A 21,728-nucleotide genomic window follows, 5' to 3' on the forward strand; every position below is an offset into this window, starting at 1 on the left:
CGATCCGCCTCTTTCGCTGTTTCTATCGACAGTCGATCGATCGGCCTCGAGCGGTCGCTGACACGGGTCCCGTCGAACGGTCGCTGTGCTACCGGTCAGAGGGGGCTGCGAATTCAAACAAACCAATGACCGCGACGATCGCAGCCCTCCCTGTCGACTACTCCCAATCGAGGCTATCGGGAAGATCGGCGAATCCGCCGCCCGAGTATCGGAACGCGGTCCAGCCGGCGTTCCTCGCGCCGTCGACGTCCGAATCGTCGTCGCCCACCATCGCGTAGGCTCGCGCCGGGAGCCGTGCCTCGGCGAATCGGTACGGAGCTTCGCACGGCTTGTGCGCCCCGGCCTGATAGGAGGTGACGACCGTCTCGAAGCGCTGCTCGAGGTCGTGCTCGCGAAGTTTGTACCGCTGTCAGCCCTCGAAACCGTTGGTCAGCACGCCGAGCCGATGGCCGTCCGAGAGGCGGTCTAGATCCGCGTGGACGGCGTCGGGCGGTTCGCAGGCCGGCGCCTCCCGTCTACGGAGTTCGTCCGCCAGCAGCTCCGGGTCCGAGCAGGCGTCGATACTGGCGAACGCCCGCGGAACCGGATTCGGCTCGTACGCCTCGAACAGCTCGTCGAAGACGTCAGTGTACCGTTCGATCCACTCTTCCCGTGCCTCCCCTTCGACCGTTTCGAAGGTCGCCGCCAGTATCTCGGAGTACGCCTGACGGTGCTCGAGCAGCGTTCCGTCCAGGTCGAAAACGATCGCCTTCGCGTTCGTCATCGTCTCACAGGGTGCGGAAACCGAAGCCAAAGGTGTTCCTCCAGGCTGAACCAACGGGACGGCCAGGTGGGTCACTGAGGTCGCATCGAAAACGAGTGGTCCGACGACGGGTGAACGGCGATTAGCCGGATCCGGGCCCGGCCGCACACATCGTCACTTCACCGTTCGTGTAGACCGTGGCCTGATCCGGCCGGCAGAGTTGCGGCTGATCGATCTGCTCGATCCGTCCGTTGCCGTCGGCGTCGGTGAAGTAGACCGCGTCGGTCGACTGCGTCGAGCGGTAGACCGTGTACTCGTGGTCGGCGACGCCGCCGTCCGGTACGGTCGCGGTGCCTATTCCCGACCGGGGATAGGCCCCGGTACGCCAGAACAGCGTCTGGTACGGATGATCCGTGTGGATTCGCTGATCTTCGCGAATCTCGCTTCCAGTTTGGGAGCCGGTTAGCTCGCCGATCGAGTCGACCGCGGCGAGCTCCGCTTCGTTGTACGCCAGTTGTTCGTGGTGATCGTCGAAGATCGGGTTCTCGGAGTTGCTCTCGACCGCCAGTATCATCGCACCCGGATAGACGAGGACGAAGATCAGGAGCACGGAGACGACGATTCGAGGCTCGAGTCCCCGAACCATCGTTCGCAGGCCGATCGCACCGAGAATCGCCATCGGCGCGAAGAGGAACGCGAACCACCGGGTCGGGATGAAGTTCCGGATGCCGAACATCGGCAGCCCGAGGACGAAGACGAGCATGAACGCCGCCGCTAACAGGAGCGTGAACACCGACTGTTCGGCGCGTCGGCGGTGGACGACGTACAGACAGCCGACGAACGTGACGCCGAGCAGGAAAAGGAATCCGAGGGCGTCCACGTAAGGGACGACCTGATCGAGCAGCGTCGTCGCCGCCTGTGCTGCTTCGTCCGGATCGGCGTCGCCCGAGTCGCTCGCGATGTTGAGGAAGCCGGCGCTCTCCTCTATCGTCTGGCTGAAGAAGCTCATCACGGTCGCGAGGAACGACTGATCGCCGTACGGCGTCAGCGACCAGACGAAAATCGTCAGCCCGAAGTTGAAGACGACGAGCCCGATGAGGTTGACCGGCTTCTTCGACCGGAAGACGCTCGTGTCGACGCGTGTCAGCCCGAGCGGGTCGATCTCGAAGACGATCTGGGCGAGAAACGCCGCCGCCAACAACACCAGCATGATGAACGTCGACACCTGGTGGGTGAGGATGACGGCGACGCTGAACAGGACCAGCAACGCGAAGTCGCGGATCGTGTACTCGATGCGCATGACGCGGATCAGCGAGTACACCATCGCGAGGAAGAAGACCAGCCCGAGGCTGGTCGGAATGAGGTGCATGCCCCACATCGAGACGTGGCTGGCGAGGGCGAAGAGGGCGGTCGCCAACGTCGCCCACCGCGCGGAGACGAGCAGGTTCGCCGTGGCGTAGACGAGCAGGACCGACAGCGGCATCGCGATGCCGACGGAGAGATACAGCGCCGTCCGCAGCGACACGTCGTACAGCACCGACGACGACGCGACTAACAGGTGGTAAAACGGCGACGCGTAGTGTTTGTCGTGGGAGATGCCGCCGACGGAGCCCTCGTCGAGGATCGCCTGCGTGAGCTCCGTGTGGGTCCAGATGTCGATCCCGATGTATCCCGGCGTCGCGTAGAGGGCGGTAAACCGGAAGACGAACGCGAAGGCGACGATCTGGAGCAGCAAGATTCCGGGATGCAACTCGCGGTCGTTCACGAAGAGGATCTGCCCGATCACGAGCGTCCCGAGGACGCTCGCCACCCCGAAAAAGAGCGGCGTCCGCGCGCCTTGTATCACCGTCAGTGCCACGAGCGCCGAGAGTCCGGCCAGAACGATGCTCGGAAGCGCCATCGCCACTCCCGACGGGAGCGTCGGAAGGCTCGTCGAGTTCGCCCCCTGATAGAGGGAGACGAGATACAGGACGCAGGCGGTCCCGAGGATCAACGGGACGGTCTCGAGATACAGCTGCGACGCGAAGAATCGAAGCGGCAACAGTGCCAGCGCGAGCACGAGACCGACGATCGCCGCGACGGTGTCGAGCCGTAACGGTCGCAGCTCCGACAGCCTGCTATACACCGTGGCCCACCTCCGTTCGTCGGCCCGACGGCCCGTCTCGCTCGAGCACGTCACGGTAGACGCCGAGGAGCCGGTCGCCCAGCGCGTCGAGACTCAGCCCGTCGATCGTCTCGCGGCCGTCGGATCGGCGGCGAGCGTCGGCGACGTACTCGAGCCCGTCGATCAGCGCCGTGTCGTCGTCGCTGACGACGCAGCCGGTCACGTCCGCGACCGTCTCGCGGACGAAGCCGACGTCGGTCGAGACGACCGGCAGGTTACAGGCGGCGGCCTCCTTGACGACCATCGGACCGCTCTCGCGTTCCGACGTCACGAGGAGGACGTCGCTCGCGTTCATGTAGTGTGGAATTTCCTCGTGGTCGACGCCGGTGACCGTCCGCAGTTCGAGGTCGGCGTCGGCGCGCTCGACCAGCCGTCGCGCTCGCGGGTAGTCCTTGACGGCTCGCGTCCGATCGTACGGAAAGAGCGCGATCGGTCGGTCGGTCTCCCAGCCGACGCGTTCGCGTGCGTTCGCCTGGGACATCGGTCTGAACAGGTCGGTGTCGACACCGAACGGGATCAGTTCGTGGTCGGTCTCGAGTACGTTCGACATGGCCCGACTCGGAACGATTGCCGCGTTCGCACGGCGGGCACCGAACCGGCTGAGCGAGCGGAGCCAGTCGTGGTCGCTCATCAAATCCGTCCCCCACAGGGTCACGACGACCGGCCGGGTCGGCTGCGCGAGCGCGAACGGTGCGACGAGTCCGTAGTTCGCGTGGATCAGGTCGTAGTCGCCCGAACGGAGTTCCGAGAGGATCCGCGGATAGTATCGCGCGTAGTCCGTCGGCGCTCGCGTCGAGTCGCCGCTGTGTGCGCCGGGGACGTCGAGGACGGTACAGTCGACGCCCCGATCCTGGAGGACCGACACCTGCTGGTCGAAAAACGGTCGCGGGGACGTGACCAACTGAAGTACGTTCATGAGTAGGTTAGCGTGGATTGGTCGCCGGCGTCGGTTTCGCACCTCGCGTGCGCGCGTGTAATTCGATTTGTTCGACGACGAACGCCGTCACGTCGATCCGCTCCTCGAGCAGGCGTTCCCGTCGCTCGGCCCACGTTTCAGCGGGCGCTTCGAGGACGTCGTCGATCGTCTCGAGCGCTCGAGCGTGGCGATCGTCGCCGTTACAGCCGAACAGCAGTCCGTACTCGGCCTCGAGTTCGGCGGTGTAGCCGAGCGAGAGCGGGTTGACGTAGACGGCCGGCGTGCCGAGCACCGCGGCTTCGGTCGCGGTCGTCGCGCCCTCGCTGACGACGATATCGGCGTAAGCGAGCAGATCGTGCAACCGTTCGGGTCGCGTCGAAAACTGGTACGACTCGAGGTCGACCGGTGGCTCACCTTCCGCCGTGAGCAACACCTCGAGACCGGCGTCCTCGAGTCGATCGATCGCCTCGCGCGGGTCGTCGAACCCCCCGTGACCGACGTCGTGGGAGGCCTCCCAGCTACTGAGACGAACGACGGCGAACGAATCGTCGGAACCGAGGCCGACCGACTCGAGGACGGCCGGGTCGGGATCGAACCGATTCGGATGGAGGTAGGCGAGTTCGTGATACCCCGGGTAGCGCACCTGGCTCGAGCCGACGTCGTCGCGGTAACACGCCGGCGTACAGATCGCGTCCGCGAACGGGTAGGCGAGTTTCGTGATGAGCGTCGCGTGTTCGGTGTCGTAGAAGACGACGCTCTTGGTACGCAAAACGGACGCGACGTGGGCGGCGGCGACGCCGCCGATGGCCGTGACGACGTCAGGATCGATCCGTCGCGCCCGGGCCAGCAGGCGCGTCTCGTAGGTCGCCTGCACGGTGGCCAACGAGAACAGCGAGTCGGACTCGCCGGCGAGCACCTCGTGGTCGATATCGTACGCCTCGAGCAGCGCGATAGCCACGTCGCTCTCGCGGGCGAAGACGTGGACCTCGTGTCCCCGGGCTTCCAGTTCCTCGATCGGGTTTCGGAAGAAGTGGACGTGTCCGGGGTGTTGAATCGTGATCACGACTCGCATTGGCGATTATAACCTCCGGTAGACGAATCCCGCGTCGTGGGCCGCGTCCGCCCCGTACGTTCCCGTGACGTCGATCAGGGCGGGATTCTCCCCCAGTTCGGCCGCGACGGCCTCGAGGTCCAGCCGTTCGAACTCGGCGTGTGGCGTCGCGAGGAGCACGGCGTCGAAGCCCTCGAACGAAAGCGTCTCCTGGACCTCGAGGTCGAACGTCTCCTGTACCGCATCGGCGTCCGCGAACGGATCGAAGCCCTCGACGTCGATATCGTACTCCCGAAGCGAGTCGACGACGTTCGCGACTTTCGAACTCCGGATGTCGCCGACGTCCGCTTTGTACGACAGTCCAAGAACCAGCACGCGACTCTCGCGAAGGGTCTTGTGACACTGGTTGAGCGCCTTGATCGTCAGATCGGCGATGTGGTCCGGCACCGATTCGTTGACGTCGCGACCGGCCCGGATGAGTTCGGGCTCGTATCCCTCCTGGGCCGATCGGTGGGCGAGGAAGTAGGGATCGACCGGAATGCAGTGGCCGCCGACCAGTCCCGGACGGTAGTCGTGGAAGTTCCACTTCGTACCCGCGGCCTCGAGGACCGCCCGCGTGTCGACGTCCATCCGCTCGAGCGCCATCGAGAGCTCGTTGACGAACGCGATGTTGAGGTCGCGCTGGGTGTTCTCGACGACTTTGCACGCCTCGGCGACCTCGATCGAGGGGGCGCGGTGGACGCCCGCGTCGACGACCGACTCGTAGAGCGTCGCCACGTCCTCGAGCACCGGCTCGGTCTGTGCACCGACGACTTTGACGACGTGTGCGAGTCCGTGTTCGTCGTCTCCGGGCGTCGCGCGCTCCGGCGAGTAGCCGACGAAGAAGTCCTCGCCAGCGGTGAGGTCGGCCGCCTCCTCGAGCGTCGGGATCAACACGTCCTGGGTCGTCCCCGGGTAGACGGTCGACTCGAGGACGACCGTCGTGCCGGCGGTCAGTTTCGAGCCGACGGTGGTCGCCGCGCTCTCGACGAAGCGCAGGTCCGGCCGGTCGTCGTCGTCGATCGGCGTCGGTACGGCGATGATGACGTAGTCGGCCTCGCTGATCTCGGCCGCGTCGGTCGTGTAGGAGATGTCGCCGTCCAGGATCGCTTCGTCGGAGAGGTCGCCGGTGGTGTCGACGCCGTCCTGAAGACGCTCGACCGTCGATTCGTCGATATCGTAGCCGATGACACGGTAGTCCGACTGCGCGAAGCCGACCGCAAGCGGCAGGCCGACGTAGCCGAGTCCGACGACGCAGATCGTCGCCTCTCGGACGGACTGCTCCTCGACGTGCTCGAGGGTGGTCCCCTCGTCGCTCGATCGAAGGGGTAGTCGGTCGCGCTCTCGGTCGTCCGCTCGGTTCTCGGTGTCGCTGATTGTCGTGGTCATAGATGATACGTGGTCGCTGGGCCGTCACACCCGCTCGTGTGACGGTTTCGTTCGGCTCGGTGCCGTTCGCGTTCCTCATCTATCCAGAGACAGTTCGGGTGGTTTACTATAGCCAGAATAAACGGTTGCACCACGACCATCCGCTCGTGAGGCGATCTGCTGGGGGTGAGTCGGCGGCTCAGATGGTTCACGTCGATATCGACGTCAGCGGCTTATACTGGTGTTAAACGGGCCTATACGGATTCATAATGAAGGGGGCATCGGTCCGATAATTCATGCGGTCAGTTCGATCACGAACGGCGTGACCCGAACCCACCGACCGCGTCAGAACCGTGAAACACATGGTTTCAACTTCCCAGATTGAACTCGAACCCGCGTTCGCCTCGATACACGCCAGCGTGTCCTCGAGTACGGGTTCGGTGCCGATTCGTCGACTCGACGTCCAGACGTTCGCATCGGTAGCTCCCAGCGATAGCGATCAGTTGGGTGGACCGGTATCCTGGCTGTCGATGCTACGCGGCGCATCGATCTGGGAAGCGGCGATGATCGCGGTTCTGTTCCTACTGATTTGCGGACTCGTCGGCATCCGCCTGCGAGAACTGCTGTCGAACCGGGAGGTCGAACTCGCTACGCACCCGCTGTTGTCACAGTCAGCGGACGAGTCGGGTGAAATAACTGGCTCACCCACCGACGATCACCGACCCTACGAACAGTATCTCTCACCCGAGACACCGACCGAACTCCTGAGCGACAAGGGAGAGGTGGTTCGACTGCTCGTCGCAAATCACGGCCGCATTCGCCAACACCAGATCGCCGACGAAACCGGTTGGTCGAAGTCGAAAGTGAGCCGGATCTGCTCGCAGATGCACACCGACGGCACGATCGAGAAGACCTCGGTCGGCCGAGAAAATCTCATCACCCTGTCCGACCGAGAGCCGGAGACGGAAACGCAGTGTACCGACACCGGAAAACCGATTCAGTGAGTACGCACCACACTCTCGCACCACTCTCGTACTGACTGAAACGGTTCAGTACCGATCGCACGGCTGCCGTGCGATCGGGCGTCTCTCGGTTCGACGGAGACGATCGGTCGGATTCCGCCACGCACACCACGGTCTTCCAACCGATCGCATCCGTCCCGTCGCTTCGTATCCCACACGACCACGCCAGCCCAGCGTGTAGTTGCCGTTGTCGTCGTGACCGTCCAGAGCGAGGTATCGTCCGATCCGGGGCCGAATCGGACCGGACTCGAACCCATCCACTGACGGATCCACCGCTGTTCGAAGCCGGCTCCTATCGGCTACCGAAATACCCGCCACCGGCGGAATCGGCGACTCTGGATCAGTTCCGTATCGGTACGACTGCCCGATTCTACGAGGGTGCGACCGCTCCCGCACACGGAGTCGGTCCCGCTATAGCGCTCTCGAGTGCGGGACACCCTGACAACCCACGGCTCGTTTGCAGTTCGTGCAAACGAATTCCGCATTATACAGACGATAGCGCTCAGCTTATCCGTGGTATAGTAATGGCCGCTGTCGGTCTTGACGGTTGTAACGACCCGCCCCGTCTCGCAGTCGACGGGCGTGGGTAGGTGATATCAATGACACACAATCGCACTGTCCGTCAGGCAGCTCCCACGCACCGACCGGGTACGACCGTTCCGAACGCGGCACCCGTTGCAGACCGTCTGACAAGCGCGACGAATCCGACGACCGCCGCTCGAGCGGAGGTGAGCGGCTGATGTGCGGTATCATCGCGCGTATCGGTCACGGTGACGCCGCGGAGACGCTTCTGTCGGGACTCGAGAACCTCGAGTACCGCGGCTACGACTCGGCGGGGATCGCCGTCCAGAACGGCTCCGGCGTCAAGGTACACAAGTGCTCGGGCGAGGTCGACGACCTCAAGTCCTCGCTCGAGAGCCAGCCCCACGGCAACATGGGGATCGGCCACACGCGCTGGAGTACCCACGGCCCGCCGACCGACGCGAACGCACACCCGCACACGGACACGGCTGGTGACGTCGCGGTCGTACACAACGGCGTCATCGACAACTACGACGAGCTCCGAACCGAACTTCAGGCGAAGGGCCACGAGTTCGAGAGCGACACCGACACGGAAGTCATCCCCCACCTCATCGACGAGTACCGGACGGAAACCGGCGACAGCGAGGAGGCGGTCCGCCGCGCCGTCGAGACGCTCGAGGGCAGCTACGCGATCGCCGCGATCGTTGACGGCGAGGAGGCGGTGTACGCCGCACGAAAGGGTTCGCCGCTCGTCCTCGGACTCGACGACGAGGAGTGGTTCCTCGCAAGCGACGTCCCGGCCTTCCTCGACCACACCGACGAAGTGATCTACCTCGAGGACGGCGATATCGTCGTTCTCGATCCCGACTCCTACCGAATCACCGATCTCGAGGGCACTCCTATCGATCGATCGACCGACACCGTCGATTGGGACCCGGAGGACGCGGGGAAAGGCGAGTACGATCACTACATGCTCAAGGAGATCAACAACCAGCCGACGTCGCTCTCGAACACGATCGAGGGCCGGATCGACGACGGCGACGTTGCGCTCGAGGAACTGCCGGCCGGCACGTTCGAAGACGTCGAGACCGTCCAGTTCGTCGCCTGCGGAACGTCCTATCACGCGGCGATGTACGGCGCCAACCTGCTTCGTTCGGCGGGGATCAGCACGGAGGTCGTCCGCGCGAGCGAGTATACGTCGATGTCGGGACCCGTAGACGAGGGGACCCTCGTCGTCGCGGTCACCCAGAGCGGTGAGACCGCCGACACGCTCGAGGCCGTCCGCGAGGCGACCGCGCGCGGTGCCCGCTCGCTCGCCGTCACCAACGTCGTGGGATCGACGGCTGCACGCGAGGCCGACGACGCGATCTACATCCGCGCCGGCCCGGAGGTCGGCGTCGCCGCGACGAAGACCTTCTCGTCGCAGGCGGTCACGCTCGCGTTGCTCACCCAGCGGCTCGCGGCCGACGTTCCGACGGCGACCCCCGCCGAGGACCGCGAGACGATGCTCGAGGAGCTGAAAGAGCTCCCGGAACACGTCGAGCGAGTCCTCGAGACGACCGACGCGGCGTCGCTCGCCCGGGATACCGTCGACAGCAAGTCGTACTTCTTCATCGGCAACGGGCTCGGCCACTCGGTAGCGCTCGAGGGCGCGTTGAAGTTCAAGGAGATCACGTACGAACACGCCGAGGGGTTCGCCGCCGGGGAGCTCAAACACGGCCCGCTCGCGCTCGTGACCGACGAGACGCCGGTGTTCGCGGTCGCCACCGGCAGCGGCGACGGGAAGACGAAGACGAACGCGATCGAAGCCCAGACCCGCGGCGCGCCGATCGTCGCCGTCAGTCCCGACGATCACCCGCTGACCGACGTCGCCGAGGTTCACCTGTCGGTTCCCGACACGCACCCCGTCTGGGCCGGCCTGCTGGCGAACGTACAGCTCCAACTGGTCTCCTACCACGCTGCGGACGTACTCGAGCGACCGATCGACAAGCCGCGCAACTTAGCGAAGAGCGTGACGGTCGAGTGATCGAGACGCCGCGATACTGACGACTTTTCGCCGTCCCGTCCGATACCCGACTCGCACGCTGATTCTCGAGAGCCGTCTCTCTACCCGCGATGGCGTTCCGTCCGGCTGACGCGACCTCGAGTCCCGATCTCAAGGAACTTTATTCGGCCCCATGCCATATCACAACATATGGCACCATTTGACGAAGAGCAGGCCGAAGCCGAGGCGCTCGACCGATTGCAAAATCTCGGCTTGTCTCAGTACGAATCCCAGACACTGATCAACCTCCTTCGGCTCGGCACAGGAACCACACAGGACATTGCCCGCGTCAACGGTGTGCCACGTACCCGCGTGTACGAAGCGACTGATCGGCTCCACGAACTGGGCTTCATCGACATCCAGTACACGACGCCGCGGAAATTCACGGTGATATCCGAGGAAACGATCATCCGCATGCTCAACACCCAGCGTGAAAACACGATTACCGAACTTGCGGAGCGTCTGGAGGTGATCGGGCCAGCCCAACCACAACGCGAGCAGTTCGGCGTCTGGACGGTGACCGGTCGGGAGGCGGTATCGTCTCGCATCGACGAGTTCATCGCCGACGCAGACGAGCAAATCGTCTACATGACCGTCGATGAATTACTCACCGACGACCACCTCGACCGGCTTCAGGACGCCGAAGAACGCGGGGTAGAAATCTATCTCGCGGGGATTTCGGACGACGTTCAAGACCAGATTCAGGAGATGGTGCCGTCGGCCGAGCTGTTCGAAACCCTGTGGGAGTGGCGAGATACGCCCGCCGGGAACCTGGTGATCACTGACGAAGAAACGGCGCTCGTCAGCGCGCTCGTGAACGGTTCCAGCGGCGCTACTGAGTTCGAAGAGACGGCAATCTGGGGTGCAGGCGACCGAAATAGTCTCGTTGTCGTCCTCCGAGCGATCTTCACGTGGCGACTCGACGGAGAGCGAGCAGAGTGATCAGACGGACGGTCACTCGAAAAGTCACAGGTCTTTATGTGGTATGCTATAGCATGGGGTGTATGGATGAGGGGGATTCAGCGGTGGATGGCAGTCAGGTTGATTCGTATGCCGTTGAGTTGCAGAAAACGTACGATTGGTCGGCGACACCACCGAGCACCGCCGCAGTCACCGCTCTCGCAACCGCCATGGGCGTCGATCCAACCGAGCTTGCAACCGAACGCGAAACCACCTTACACGATTACGTTAACTCGGACGCACTCGATGCGCTCGTCCGAGACCAACAATCCGAACAAGTCACTGTTTCCTTCACTGTTGACCGCTATCGAATTTGGTTCGACGGCGACGAGTTGAGTATCCACTCTCACAACCGGTAAACGCATCTCGATAGCGATGGACAGCACGTTTCGTCGGGCTTGTCAGTGGCGGCAAAAGTGGTATGCTGTACTCTCCGAATCGACCGCTGCTCCGTTACTTGCTCCACTTGTACTGACCGATCACTGCTACTGTCGATCGATTCTGAACTCATGCTGCATTCGCGCCCTGTATTCAGATCTGGCATCGGCTCCTCGGGATCGAGACGGACGCAGAAGGATCGCTCACCGTTCGGTCGGAATCGCCGTTCGAAAACGGACCGCTCGAGAACGCTCGTGAATCGACGCGCCGATCAGTCGTCCTCGAGCACCAACGTGACCGTCTCGTCGTCGCCGTCGATCTCGACGTCCACTTCGTCTGCCTCGTAGTCGTCCGCGCTCGCGATGACCGTGTAGTCGCCGTCCTCGACCTCGAACTCGGCTTCGCCATCGTCAGTGTCTTGCTCCTCGCTCGAGCCGAAGAACCCGGACTCCTCGACCTCGACGGTGGCGTCGTCGATCTCGTCGCCGTCCTCGTCCTCGACGATCGCGGTCAGGGTGTGGGTCTCGTCGTCATCGTCGTCCGCCTCGAGTACCAGCGTGATCGTCTCGTCGTCGCCGTCGATCTCGACGTCCACTTCGTCGTCCTCGTAGCCGTCCGCGCTCGCGGTGACCGTATAGTCGCCGTCCTCGAGTTCGAACTCGGCCTCGCCGTCGTCGACCGCTTGCTCTTCACTCGAGCCGATACCGCCGTCGACCTCGACGGTGGCGTCGTCGATCTCGTCACCGTCGTCATCCTCGACGATCGTGGTCAGGGTGTGGGTCTCGTCGTCGTCCTGGTCGTCGTCACCGTTCTGGTCGTCATCGCCATTCTGATCATCACCGTCGTCCTGGTCGTCACCCGTATCGTCCCCGTCACCGCTATCTGAATCCCCGTCGTCCGTGTCGGAGCCCTCATCACTGTCTTCGCCGTTCTCGTCTTCGCCGCCGTTTTCGTCGTCGGACCCCCCGTCGTCGTCCGAGCCGACGTCGTCGGCCGATCCATCGGTGTCTCCCCAGTCGTCGTTGACCGCACCGAGCGCGCTCCCGAGGGAAGCGCCGCTGGCGGCGAGTGCGAGCCCGGCCACCAGGAAGACGATTCCGCTGACGGTGAGCAGTACCTGTACGCCGCGCTGGGTGGACCGCGTCCGTGTCGGTTGCTGGTTGACGTTGGGGCACATTGGTGAGAGTTGAATGACAGTCTGAGTTACGTACTCGGTGCGTCGTCCGTTCGTGACGTCTCCGACTGCTTCGCAGCCGGTCGTCGTCGGCTCGCACTCCGGCTGAGCGCCGTGTCTGCGAACTGATTCGGTTGCGTAGCTGCGGGTCGGTTCGCCGGAAATCGAACCGGACGGTCGGTCTGTGTACGCTGGCGAGCGGAATACCCACCGCGTACGAGAGAGATGACGTTCACTACCCGTTCGTTTCGTCTTTCGGCGGTTCACTATACCGCAGATAAGACCGTTTCGTCCGATGAAACAGTCCGAAACGATACCGGAGCGAGCGGAACGATCACGGCGATACTGCCGTTACGACGCTACTCGAGAACGGACACGCCGGCGAGCCCCACCGTCTGTAGCAGTCGAGAGCCGGACCGACGTAAGGTCACACCGAACGTGTCGATGCGTTGGCGTCGAGCGTATCCGTCGATCGTCGATCCGAATACACGAGTGGCGCTCCGCCTCGTACAGCCCTCGAGCGGAGTACGGTCCGTCAGACCGGCCCGATCGAGTTCGAATCCGAGGCCGCTCGAAGGCGATTATCAGGTGGATAACGGCTACGACGGACCCGCTTCGTCGCGCGGATCGGAGCGGAGCGCGGGTTATTCGGCGAGTCGGTTGTCGTTCACCCGGTCGAACTGGGTATGTAAAATAGTGTCACGAGCGGTTCGAACCAGGTCGAGTGCCGACGAGCCGAGAACGGCGAAACAACAGATCGCCAGGCTAGCAAGTGACGGTCGGTTTTTCGTGGCCTCCCACCCGTACCGAAGCGCCCGCCGTCGGTTGTTGCGCTCGATCTCCGTCCACCCCCACGAGAGGTGTCGGTCGTACTGCAGTTGCCGTTCGATCTCGGGGTGACGTTCGATCTCATCGCGGTACTTCGACCAGATCTGCCCGAAGATATCCGCGGTCCCGTCGAGTTCGAGTTGCAGGCGATCCGTCCGCTCGATCGCGGCCGCCGCCGATACGTTCGAGTCGTGGAAGTGCCGAACGACCAGCGGCTCGTCCACGTACTCGTACTCGTACTCGCGGGCGATTCGAATCGCGTGATCCCAGTCTTCCCCGCAATCGAAATTCGTATCGTAGTCACCGACCGTCTCGAAGCACTCGGCGCGGATCATGTGACTCGAGTAGGGCTTGAGATCGAAGTGGGCGAGGATCTCTGGATAGATTTCGCCGCGGATCGACGGCGTGTAGGTGCCGGCCGTTCGGCCGTTCTGTCGGACGAGACCGCCGGTGTAGACGACGCCGCAGTCCGTGTTCGCCTCCATGACGGCGAGCTGTTTTTCGACCTTCTCGGGGTCCCAGCGATCGTCGTCGTCCAGAATACAGACGTACTCGCCGCGGGCCCGCGCTATCGCCAGATTTCTGCTCGCCGCGATGCCGAGTCGCTCGTCGTTGTAGAACGGCCGAACGCGCTCGTCGTCCTCGTACCGCTCGAGGACGGCCCGCGTCTCCTCGACGGGCGGATCACAGACGATCACGACTTCGATCTCGTCGTGCGTCTGCTCGAGCGCCGTCTCGACCGCGCCCTCGACGAACGATGGCCGGTCGTAGGTGGGGATGATCACGCTGACGAGCGTCACGATCGTGACTCACCCGCTGACCGGCTGTAGTGGAGAGTGGTGTACCTACGCGCAACTGGACACATATTGTGAACGATCGGCCAGAGACACTTATCCATGGACTGAATTCTCAGGCGTTGATGATCTCTCGCTGCGAGTATCTTCCGACTTAGGTTGAAAGTCGGCATAATTGGTATTGATTTGGTCACAACCGATTCGGGCGGTCGTACAGTGACTGTGGCCCCGTTTCGAACCGGCTACGATCCGAGTTCGGTGACTGTCTCGAGAGGAATGTTGTCGCTACTTTTTACGGTCCCTCTCGAGTGACTGAACAGCGACCGAAACGGACGGTATTTCGAATAGCGATGAACGAACACAGCACACACGACGAGCCGCGAGGAACTGGCGCGGAGAGCGGGGAGCAGGACGTGGATGCGGGCGAGCGGCCGCAGGTCTCGGTCGTCGTCCCCGTCTACAACGATCCGACGGGGCTCCGAGAGACGCTCGCTTCGCTGGCTGAACAGACGTATCCGACCGACGCTCACGAGATACTCGTCGTCGACAACGGTTCGACGGACGAAACGCCGGCCGTCGCAAGGGAGTTCGCGGACGATCACGACCGGATAACCGTTCTCGTCGAAGACGAGATCCAGAGCTCTTACGCGGCGCGAAACAGGGGTATCGAGCACGCGGACGGTGAGATCCTCGCGTTCGTCGACGCGGACATGATCGCCGAGGACGAATGGCTCGTCGACGCCGTCGACGCGTTCGAGCGGACCGACGCCGAGTATATGGGTTGTAACGTCGAGATGGTACCCTCTGAGAACAGTGGCTCGCTCGCGGAACGGTACAACTTGCGGACCGGGTTTCCCATCGATCACTTCATCGAAGACCTCGGATTCGCACCGACGTGTTGCCTGTTCGTCCACCGGTCCGTGATCGACGACGTCGGCCCGTTCGACTCGCGACTGATCTCCGGTGGTGATCGGGAGTTCGGTCACCGGGTTCGCGACTCCGGCCGAGCGCTCCAGTTCGCGCCGGAGGCAACGATATACCACCCGACGCGGTCGACGGCCGAGGCGATTCTGCGAAAGTCGCGACGCGTCGGCCGCGGCGTCTACCAGCTTCGCGTGTTCCACCCCGATCGATACGACAGTACGGTTCCGGTCGCGCTCAATCCCGTTCCGTACCTCCCGCCCCGACCCGAGCGAGTCCGCAGCGTCGACGGCTGGAGCGACCTCTCTCGACGCGAGAAAATGGGGTTCTACCTGTTGTCCTACGCACGGGGGGTCTGCAACGGGCTGGGTCGGCTCGAGGAGACGCTCCGGAGACGCGCGAGCACGTCGCGGTGAGTTCGGACTGACGGTCGGACGCCGCTCACGTCGATGGGTGCATATCGGTCGCCTCGCGGCGGTGCTCGCCCGCGGCCGGGAGCGCGACCGAGAACGTCGCTCCTTCGTCGGGCTCTGAGTCGACCCAGATGTCGCCGCCGTGGCGCTCGACGATTCGCTGACAGAGCGCGAGTCCGATGCCCGTTCCCTCGTACTCCTCGTGGCTGTGCAGTCGCTGAAAGATCCGGAAGATACGCTTCTGATCGGCGGAGTCGATGCCGATTCCCTCGTCACTGACCGACACGATCCACTCGTCGCCGTCGCGTTCGGCGGTAACGGTGACTCGTGGCGGCTCCTCGCCGCTGTACGCGACGGCGTTGGAGAGGAGATTCTGGAACAGTTGCTGTAACTGGCTCGCATCTCCCTCGACGCGAGGGAGGTCTTCGACTTCGAGGTCGGCGTCGGTCTCTTCGAGTCGAAGTTCGAGATTCTTGCGAACGTCGTCCATTACGCCACCGAGGTCGACCGGTTCGAACGGCTCGCCCCGCGTCTCGATGCGGGAGTACTCGAGGAGGTCGTCGATCATCTCGCGCATGCGTTCCGCACCGTCGACGGCGTACTCGAGGAACTCCTCGCCCTCCTCGTCGAGTTCATCTGCGTACCGGCTGTCGACGAGCTGGAGGTAGCTCGAGACCATCCGCAGCGGCTCTTTTAAGTCGTGGCTAGCGACGTACGCGAACTGTTCGAGGCGTTCGTTGGACTCCTCGAGTTGGGTTTGCACGCGCTCGAGCGTCCGATTTTGCTGTTGGAGTGTGTGCGTGGCCGTCCTCGCTCGCGCGTCGTACGTCCCGACTCCGAACCCGGCGGCGGAGGCGAACGCCGTGAGTATCGGGATCGATCGTTCCGGTTCGGTCAGCCCCGTATCCGGCTGGACGTGATAGAGCGCGAGCATCCCGAGGATGGCGCCGATTCCGCCCAAACACCACCAGGCGATCGTCGAGTAGAACTGCGGATGGATCTCGTCGTTCGGCAGTCGATAGCCGCCGACGACGAGGACGGCTCCCGAGCCGGCGATAAAGGCGAAGACGATCGCGACCGACGCGATCGATCGGTCCAACGGTAGCTGCGTGAGCACACGCGCGGTACCGAGTGCGACGTACAGACCGCCGATACCGATGACGACGTGTCGCCCGTCGACCGCCGACACGACGTCCTTCGAACGGGCCATTGGAATATTGCAGATCAGAACGATAATAAAGGTTGAGATTGGACGCTCGAGACCGTACCGACGGTTTCCGAGACTTACTTCCGCGCGATCAGTTCGATCGAGTGATCGCTCTCGGCCATCGCCCGTCGAAGGTCGTCGAAGCTCTCGACGTCACACTCGAGGCCGTGCCAGCGCCGCGCGTCCGGCACACCGGCGGCGGCGTCCGTTCGAACCGCCGAGACGATTTCGAACCCGTTCGTCGCGAAGCGGTCGATAACCCCCGCCTTCGCCGATGACGAGAGATCGAGCGGGTGGAGTTCGACGTAGACGACCGTCGGCCCCGGCGCTTCGAGGACGTCCGTCAGCCCCTCGAGCACCGCGGACTCGTAGCCTTCGACGTCGAACCGGACGACGTTGATGGAGGCGGGATCGACGTCTCGATCCGCGAGGTACCGATTTCCGGTGGTCTGTTCGACCGCGACCGTCTCGCTCTCGCCGTCCTCGAGCGTCGCTGTCGACGAGGTGCTGTCCGCAGCCGACGAAACGCCGCCCGCCGCCGAAACGCTATCCGTCGCTGTGGAGCCCGCGCGAACCTGGTGTTGGTTCGAGTGCGTACTCAACTGCATCTCGACCGGCCGCTCCTCGTCGCCGAACGCGAGTCGCTCGACGTCAGCGAGGTCGGCGTAGCCGTTGCGCTCGAGGTTGTGCTCGAGGAGGGCGACGTTCGACGGAATCGGTTCGACCGCGTGGATCCGCGCTCGATCGCCGAGAATTCCGGCTTCGATGGTACAGAAGTAGCCGATGTTCGCGCCGACCTCGAGCACGCGAACGGGACCGTCGATGGCCGCGGCGAGGCGCTCGAGTTCGCGCTCGAAGGCCGTCGACGAGCGGTACTCGTGGACGCCGTAGGCGAGCAACGTCCGCGAGATGCCGGCGTCGGTGGTGTCGACCACCAGTTCGTGGTCGCCGACGGAAACGGGCTGATAGCGTCGGTCCTCGAGTCGGAAGGCGTAGTAGGGATTGCGGCCGGTCGCCAGTTCTGCAATCGAGCCGACGGCCGCACCGGGTCGCCCGGCGCGCAGGAGGCGGGCCAGCTTTCGAGTCTCTAGCCCCAGAAACTGCGCGATCTGGGGTGCGTCGTCGAGCACCGACCGGACGCGTTTCGCGGGCGTTCGCGTCGCGGTCATCGGTCCGGTGGGGCAGGTTTCCGCATCGGTCGAGTACCCGTTCCTGAGTCAGCCATCGATGGTTCGCGGTAATTCACGAGCGCGGATAAGTCTCGAGGCGTCTTTCGGTTCGTGAGAGTGGCTCTCGATCGGGACTCGAGAGTTGGCACGGCGACGGCTCGGCACACAACTCGGAGCGGAGTACAGACACGCGAACGGCGGCGATAGGCTGTCGGGCCCGATCGCTTATCAGTCGTCGAACGGTCCGCCATCGTCGAACGGACTGTCTGGTCCGTCACCATCGAACGGCCCACCGTCGTCAAACGGACTCCCGGGACCGTCATCGTCGAACGGGCCGCCGTCGTCGAACGGCCCACCGTCCCCACTATCGGTATCGTCGTCACCAGCGTCGTCGCCACCGTTCCCACTATCGGTATCGTCGTCACCAGCGTCGTCCTCACCCTCGACGTCGTCGAACGGAGTATCGGGTTCGTCGGTCCCATCATCATCCTGTCCGGGCGGGCCGTCATCGCCGTCCTGTCCAGGCGGGCCGTCGTCGTCCTGTCCGGGCGGCCCGTCACCGTCCGGCCCCGGTGGACCGTCACCATCGTCCGAATCGTCTGGCGACTCGGTCTCGTTCGGTTCGTCCACATCCGACCCCTCGTCTGATGCGAGATCCGACTCGGTCGACTCGTTGTCGTCCGATGCGTTATCGTCGGAGTCGTTGTCGGGATCGAGGTCGGTCGACGGCGTCTCGGTAGCCGAGTCGTTCGCCGACGAGTTCTCCGACGACTCTTCACCCGGGCCGAGCATCCCCGGCCCCATACCGGGGTTGAAGACCATTGCCAGCGCTGCGAACGTGACCAAGACGATGAGGACAGTTACGAGCAACGTCGACGCTGCCGGTATCGGATCGTCGTCCGGCGCCGGACCGTCGTCTGAACGAGCCATTCGACCGACCGTTTGGGCCCGACAAGCTTTGTTAAGCCCAGCCCACATCGATCGTCATCGACCCGTGAGAATGGTATCGAGTGGATTCGGTCCCGCGGGAGCGGACAGCCGACGCCGTCGAGCGGCCCGCACTGCCGCGCGGGCGGACGATCCGTCGCGATGGCCGAACAATGATATAGCCGGCTCACCCACTATTCGCCAGGAACGCCCGCTACAATGACGAAACACTACGATCACGCGCAGGTCCAGGAGTTCTGGCAGTACGTCTGGGAGCGCGACGACGTTTACACGTTGGCCGAGGACGCCGAAGACCCGACCTACGTGCTCGGGATGTTTCCGTACACCTCCGGGACGCTCCACATGGGGCACGTTCGAAACTACGCGATCACCGACGCCTACGCTCGGTATCGCCGCATGCAGGGCGACGACGTCCTCCACCCGATGGGCTGGGACGCGTTCGGACTCCCCGCGGAAAACGCGGCGTTCGAGCGCAAGACCGATCCCCGCTCGTGGACGGAGGCCTGTATTCGTCGGATGCGCGAGGAACTCGAGACCATGGGCTTTGGCTACGACTGGTCTCGAGAGATCACCACCTGCGAGCCCGCGTACTACCGGTGGAACCAGTGGCTGTTCAAGCGCCTCTACGAGGCGGGTCTCGTCGAGTACGAGGCCGCGTCGGTCAACTGGTGTCCCGACTGTGAGACGGTGCTTGCGGCGGCGCAGGTGGAGGAACGCGAGGTCGAGCGAAGCGAGACCTCGGAAAGAGCGAGCGGCGACGCCGCGAGCAGCGGGCACGAACGGAGTGAGACCTCAGGTCGAGAGAGCAGCGGCGCTGCGGATCACGAGCACGAACGGGTCTGCTGGCGCTGTGAGACCCCCGTCGGCCGGCGCGAACTCGATCAGTGGTTCTTCACGATCACCGACTACGCGGAGGAGCTCCACGACGATCTCGAGGCCCTCGAGGGCTGGCCCGACGGCGTCCGCGAGATTCAGCGCAACTGGATCGGTCGGCAGGAAGGGACTCGTATCTCGTTCGAAGTGGCGGACTATAGCGAGGGGGCGGTTGACGTCTTCAGCACTCGTCCGGAGACGGTCTACGGCGCCACGTATCTCGCCGTCTCGCCGGGCCACGATCTCGCGCGGGAACTCGCCGAAACGGACGACGACGTCGCGGCGTACGTCGACGCGGTTCGCGAGCAGGATCCGAGCGAGGTCGGGTTCACGGGCGTCGAGACGGACGCGACGGCGACCCATCCGCTCACCGACGAAGAACTGCCGGTTTACGTCGCCGGCTACGTTTTAGAGGACGTCGGCACCGGGGCCGTCATGGGCGTCCCCGCGCACAACGAGCGCGATCACACGTTCGCCGCGGAACACGACCTCCCGATCGAACGGGTCGTCATTCCCAGTACCCCGGACGAACGAACCAGCCTCGAGGACGGCCCCTACACCGACGACGGCATTCTCGAGCACAGCGGCGAGTACGACGGGCTCGAGAGCGACGTCGTCCGCGAGCGGGTCGTCGCCGAGCACGACGCGCTGACGGAAGACGTCACCTACCGCCTGCGCGACTGGCTGATCTCCCGGCAGCGCTACTGGGGGACGCCGATCCCGGTCGTCCACTGTGAGGACTGCGGACACGTCCTCGTGCCCGACGAGGAGCTTCCGGTCGAACTGCCCGAGTTCGTCCGGACGACGGGGAACCCGCTCGAGGCCCACGACTCCTTCCGCGAAACCGAGTGTCCCGACTGCGGCGGCCCGGCCCGGCGCGAGACGGACACGATGGACACCTTCGTCGACTCCTCGTGGTACTTCCTGCGATTCCTCTCGCCACAGCTCGAGGACGCGCCGTTCGACACCGAGCTGGCCGACGAGTGGCTGCCGGTCGACGTCTACGTGGGCGGCGAGGAACACGCCATCCTCCACCTGCTCTACACGCGATTCTTCACGAAGGCGCTGGCCGACCTGGATCTGCTCGATCGGCGCGAACCGATTACGGAGCTCAAGAGTCAGGGGACGGTGCTGTACGACGGCGAGAAGATGTCCAGTTCGAAGGGAAACGTCGTCGCCCCACAGGAGTACGGCGCGGAGACGACGCGGCTGTTCGTCCTCTCGGCGGCCCATCCCGAACAGGACTTCGAGTGGACCGCGAACAACGTCCGCGGCGCCTACGATCTTCAGCAGACGCTGTACGGGATGGCTACCGCGTTCGTCGCGGAAGGCGATACGCGAGTCGAGCGGTTGGATCACGACGAGTACATCGCCCGCGAGATCGACCGAACGATCGCCGCGGCCACCGAGGAGTACGACCGGTTCCGGTTCCACCGGGCGGCCACGGAGATTCAGGAACTGGCGCGAGTGCTTCGGCGCTACCGCGAGTACGACAGGCCACACGGCGAGGTCTACCGCCGCGGGCTGTTGGCGCTGGCCGCGCTGATCGCGCCGATGGCGCCCCACCTCGGCGAGGAGTGCTGGAACAAACTCCGGGGCGACGGCCTGGTCGTCGAAGCCGACTGGCCCGAACCCGAGACCGAACTCGAGGACTACCGACGCGAGCGCCAACTCGTCGAGACCACCCTCGCGGACGTTCGGGATATCGTCGACACCGCCGCGATCGACGATCCGGAACGGATCGAACTCGTCGTCGCTCCGGCGTGGAAGTACGACGTGCTCCGAATCGCAGCCGACTACGCCGACGAAGAGCTCGCGGACGGCGATCCCGGTTCGCTCGTCGATCGAGTCCTCGAGACCGACGCCGTGGCCGAACTCGCGGTCGGCCGCGAACCCGTCGCGACGTTCGTCACCGATCTAGCCGGCCGGGACGACCGCGCGGATTTCGAGTCCGTGCTCGCAGCAGCCGACGAACTGGCGATCTTAGAGCGCAGTAGCTGGCTCGTCACCGACGAGTTCGACGCCGATGTCGTCGTCCGCAGTGCGAGCGACGACGACGAACTGGCAGCGCGGGCACGACCGGGAAAACCCGCGATCCGGATTCGGTAACGATCGATTACACTGTCAGATCGTCAATATCAACTGGTGACTTCCGACGGTAGCGATTCACTCACTCGATCAAAATCGCCAGGGGA

Annotated in this window: 16 protein-coding genes and 1 pseudogene; 6 read left to right on the forward strand and 11 right to left on the reverse strand. The window is 64.1% G+C overall.

The features are described 5' to 3' along the window. Positions 1-157 precede the first annotated feature (157 nt). The 6 genes and pseudogenes from BLT08_RS23725 to BLT08_RS07430 all read right to left on the reverse strand — a co-directional run. Positions 158-391, reverse strand: a pseudogene (locus BLT08_RS23725) (HAD-IA family hydrolase); the annotation flags it as partial. An 18-nt stretch (positions 392-409) separates the two neighbouring features. Beyond that, entirely contained in the window at positions 410-763 is a 354-nt protein-coding gene (locus tag BLT08_RS23730) for an HAD family hydrolase (protein WP_394328192.1), read from the reverse strand. Positions 764-884: 121 nt separating this feature from the next. Then, positions 885-2,867 (reverse strand): DUF2206 domain-containing protein, encoded by a 1,983-nt coding sequence (locus BLT08_RS07415; RefSeq protein WP_175529259.1) that lies wholly within the window; start codon positions 2,865-2,867, stop codon positions 885-887. After that, complete coding sequence (locus BLT08_RS07420) at positions 2,860-3,822, reverse strand: glycosyltransferase (RefSeq protein WP_090304502.1); 963 nt, start codon at positions 3,820-3,822, stop codon at positions 2,860-2,862. Before BLT08_RS07420 ends, BLT08_RS07415 begins: the two co-directional genes overlap by 8 nt. A gap of 7 nt (positions 3,823-3,829) precedes the next feature. Next, entirely contained in the window at positions 3,830-4,894 is a 1,065-nt protein-coding gene (locus BLT08_RS07425) for a DUF354 domain-containing protein (RefSeq protein ID WP_090304504.1), read from the reverse strand. A 6-nt stretch (positions 4,895-4,900) separates the two neighbouring features. After that, on the reverse strand, positions 4,901-6,301 hold the full coding sequence (locus BLT08_RS07430; protein ID WP_090304506.1) for a nucleotide sugar dehydrogenase: 1,401 nt from the start codon (positions 6,299-6,301) through the stop codon (positions 4,901-4,903). Between the two features lie 341 nt (positions 6,302-6,642). Between BLT08_RS07430 and BLT08_RS07440 the strand changes: the two genes are divergently transcribed. From BLT08_RS07440 to BLT08_RS07460, 4 genes are all read left to right on the forward strand, one after another. Next, entirely contained in the window at positions 6,643-7,284 is a 642-nt protein-coding gene (locus BLT08_RS07440) for a helix-turn-helix transcriptional regulator (protein WP_090304511.1), read from the forward strand. Between the two features lie 757 nt (positions 7,285-8,041). Continuing rightward, positions 8,042-9,850 (forward strand): glutamine--fructose-6-phosphate transaminase (isomerizing), encoded by a 1,809-nt coding sequence (gene glmS / locus BLT08_RS07450; RefSeq protein ID WP_090304515.1) that lies wholly within the window; start codon positions 8,042-8,044, stop codon positions 9,848-9,850. 168 nt (positions 9,851-10,018) lie between these two features. Continuing rightward, positions 10,019-10,810, forward strand: a complete 792-nt coding sequence (locus tag BLT08_RS07455) for a TrmB family transcriptional regulator (protein WP_090304517.1) — start codon at positions 10,019-10,021, stop codon at positions 10,808-10,810. 62 nt (positions 10,811-10,872) lie between these two features. Beyond that, on the forward strand, positions 10,873-11,187 hold the full coding sequence (locus BLT08_RS07460; RefSeq protein ID WP_090306067.1) for a HalOD1 output domain-containing protein: 315 nt from the start codon (positions 10,873-10,875) through the stop codon (positions 11,185-11,187). Between the two features lie 290 nt (positions 11,188-11,477). Here the strand turns inward: BLT08_RS07460 and BLT08_RS07465 are convergent, their stop codons facing one another. Together BLT08_RS07465 and BLT08_RS07470 are read right to left on the reverse strand one after the other, a co-directional pair. Next, a complete protein-coding gene (locus BLT08_RS07465; protein ID WP_090304519.1) occupies positions 11,478-12,383 on the reverse strand; it encodes a carboxypeptidase regulatory-like domain-containing protein in 906 nt (301 codons plus the stop codon). Between the two features lie 641 nt (positions 12,384-13,024). After that, a complete protein-coding gene (locus BLT08_RS07470; RefSeq protein ID WP_090304521.1) occupies positions 13,025-14,008 on the reverse strand; it encodes a glycosyltransferase family 2 protein in 984 nt (327 codons plus the stop codon). Between the two features lie 344 nt (positions 14,009-14,352). Here BLT08_RS07470 and BLT08_RS07475 point away from each other — a divergent pair, with 344 nt between their 5' ends. Next, on the forward strand, positions 14,353-15,339 hold the full coding sequence (locus BLT08_RS07475; protein ID WP_090304523.1) for a glycosyltransferase family 2 protein: 987 nt from the start codon (positions 14,353-14,355) through the stop codon (positions 15,337-15,339). Positions 15,340-15,364: 25 nt separating this feature from the next. Here the strand turns inward: BLT08_RS07475 and BLT08_RS07480 are convergent, their stop codons facing one another. The 3 genes from BLT08_RS07480 to BLT08_RS07490 all read right to left on the reverse strand — a co-directional run bounded on the left by BLT08_RS07480 (position 15,365) and on the right by BLT08_RS07490 (position 18,642). After that, complete coding sequence (locus BLT08_RS07480) at positions 15,365-16,546, reverse strand: sensor histidine kinase (protein WP_090304525.1); 1,182 nt, start codon at positions 16,544-16,546, stop codon at positions 15,365-15,367. Between the two features lie 74 nt (positions 16,547-16,620). Continuing rightward, positions 16,621-17,712 (reverse strand): FkbM family methyltransferase, encoded by a 1,092-nt coding sequence (locus BLT08_RS07485; RefSeq protein WP_090304528.1) that lies wholly within the window; start codon positions 17,710-17,712, stop codon positions 16,621-16,623. A 228-nt stretch (positions 17,713-17,940) separates the two neighbouring features. Further along, entirely contained in the window at positions 17,941-18,642 is a 702-nt protein-coding gene (locus BLT08_RS07490; protein ID WP_090304530.1) for a hypothetical protein, read from the reverse strand. A 216-nt stretch (positions 18,643-18,858) separates the two neighbouring features. On the opposite strand from BLT08_RS07490, the gene BLT08_RS07495 reads away from it, so the two are divergent. Next, the gene (locus BLT08_RS07495) at positions 18,859-21,642 is read left to right on the forward strand and encodes a leucine--tRNA ligase (RefSeq protein WP_090304532.1); all 2,784 of its coding nucleotides are present in this window, start codon (positions 18,859-18,861) and stop codon (positions 21,640-21,642) included. The last annotated feature ends 86 nt before the right edge of the window (positions 21,643-21,728 follow it).

Origin of the sequence: Natronorubrum texcoconense, from assembly GCF_900100335.1 — an archaeon.
In the GTDB taxonomy this organism is placed as follows: domain Archaea; phylum Halobacteriota; class Halobacteria; order Halobacteriales; family Natrialbaceae; genus Natronorubrum; species Natronorubrum texcoconense.

Coding starts and splice junctions, on each gene's coding strand:
- BLT08_RS23730 (WP_394328192.1), bottom strand. CDS start 763: ATGACGAACGCGAAGGCGATCGTTTTCGACCTGGACGGAACGCTGCTC.
- BLT08_RS07420 (WP_090304502.1), bottom strand. CDS start 3,822: ATGAACGTACTTCAGTTGGTCACGTCCCCGCGACCGTTTTTCGACCAG.
- BLT08_RS07425 (WP_090304504.1), bottom strand. CDS start 4,894: ATGCGAGTCGTGATCACGATTCAACACCCCGGACACGTCCACTTCTTC.
- BLT08_RS07430 (WP_090304506.1), bottom strand. CDS start 6,301: ATGACCACGACAATCAGCGACACCGAGAACCGAGCGGACGACCGAGAG.
- BLT08_RS07440 (WP_090304511.1), top strand. CDS start 6,643: ATGGTTTCAACTTCCCAGATTGAACTCGAACCCGCGTTCGCCTCGATA.
- glmS (WP_090304515.1), top strand. CDS start 8,042: ATGTGCGGTATCATCGCGCGTATCGGTCACGGTGACGCCGCGGAGACG.
- BLT08_RS07455 (WP_090304517.1), top strand. CDS start 10,019: ATGGCACCATTTGACGAAGAGCAGGCCGAAGCCGAGGCGCTCGACCGA.
- BLT08_RS07460 (WP_090306067.1), top strand. CDS start 10,873: ATGGATGAGGGGGATTCAGCGGTGGATGGCAGTCAGGTTGATTCGTAT.
- BLT08_RS07465 (WP_090304519.1), bottom strand. CDS start 12,383: ATGTGCCCCAACGTCAACCAGCAACCGACACGGACGCGGTCCACCCAG.
- BLT08_RS07475 (WP_090304523.1), top strand. CDS start 14,353: ATGAACGAACACAGCACACACGACGAGCCGCGAGGAACTGGCGCGGAG.
- BLT08_RS07480 (WP_090304525.1), bottom strand. CDS start 16,546: ATGGCCCGTTCGAAGGACGTCGTGTCGGCGGTCGACGGGCGACACGTC.
- BLT08_RS07485 (WP_090304528.1), bottom strand. CDS start 17,712: ATGACCGCGACGCGAACGCCCGCGAAACGCGTCCGGTCGGTGCTCGAC.
- BLT08_RS07490 (WP_090304530.1), bottom strand. CDS start 18,642: ATGGCTCGTTCAGACGACGGTCCGGCGCCGGACGACGATCCGATACCG.
- BLT08_RS07495 (WP_090304532.1), top strand. CDS start 18,859: ATGACGAAACACTACGATCACGCGCAGGTCCAGGAGTTCTGGCAGTAC.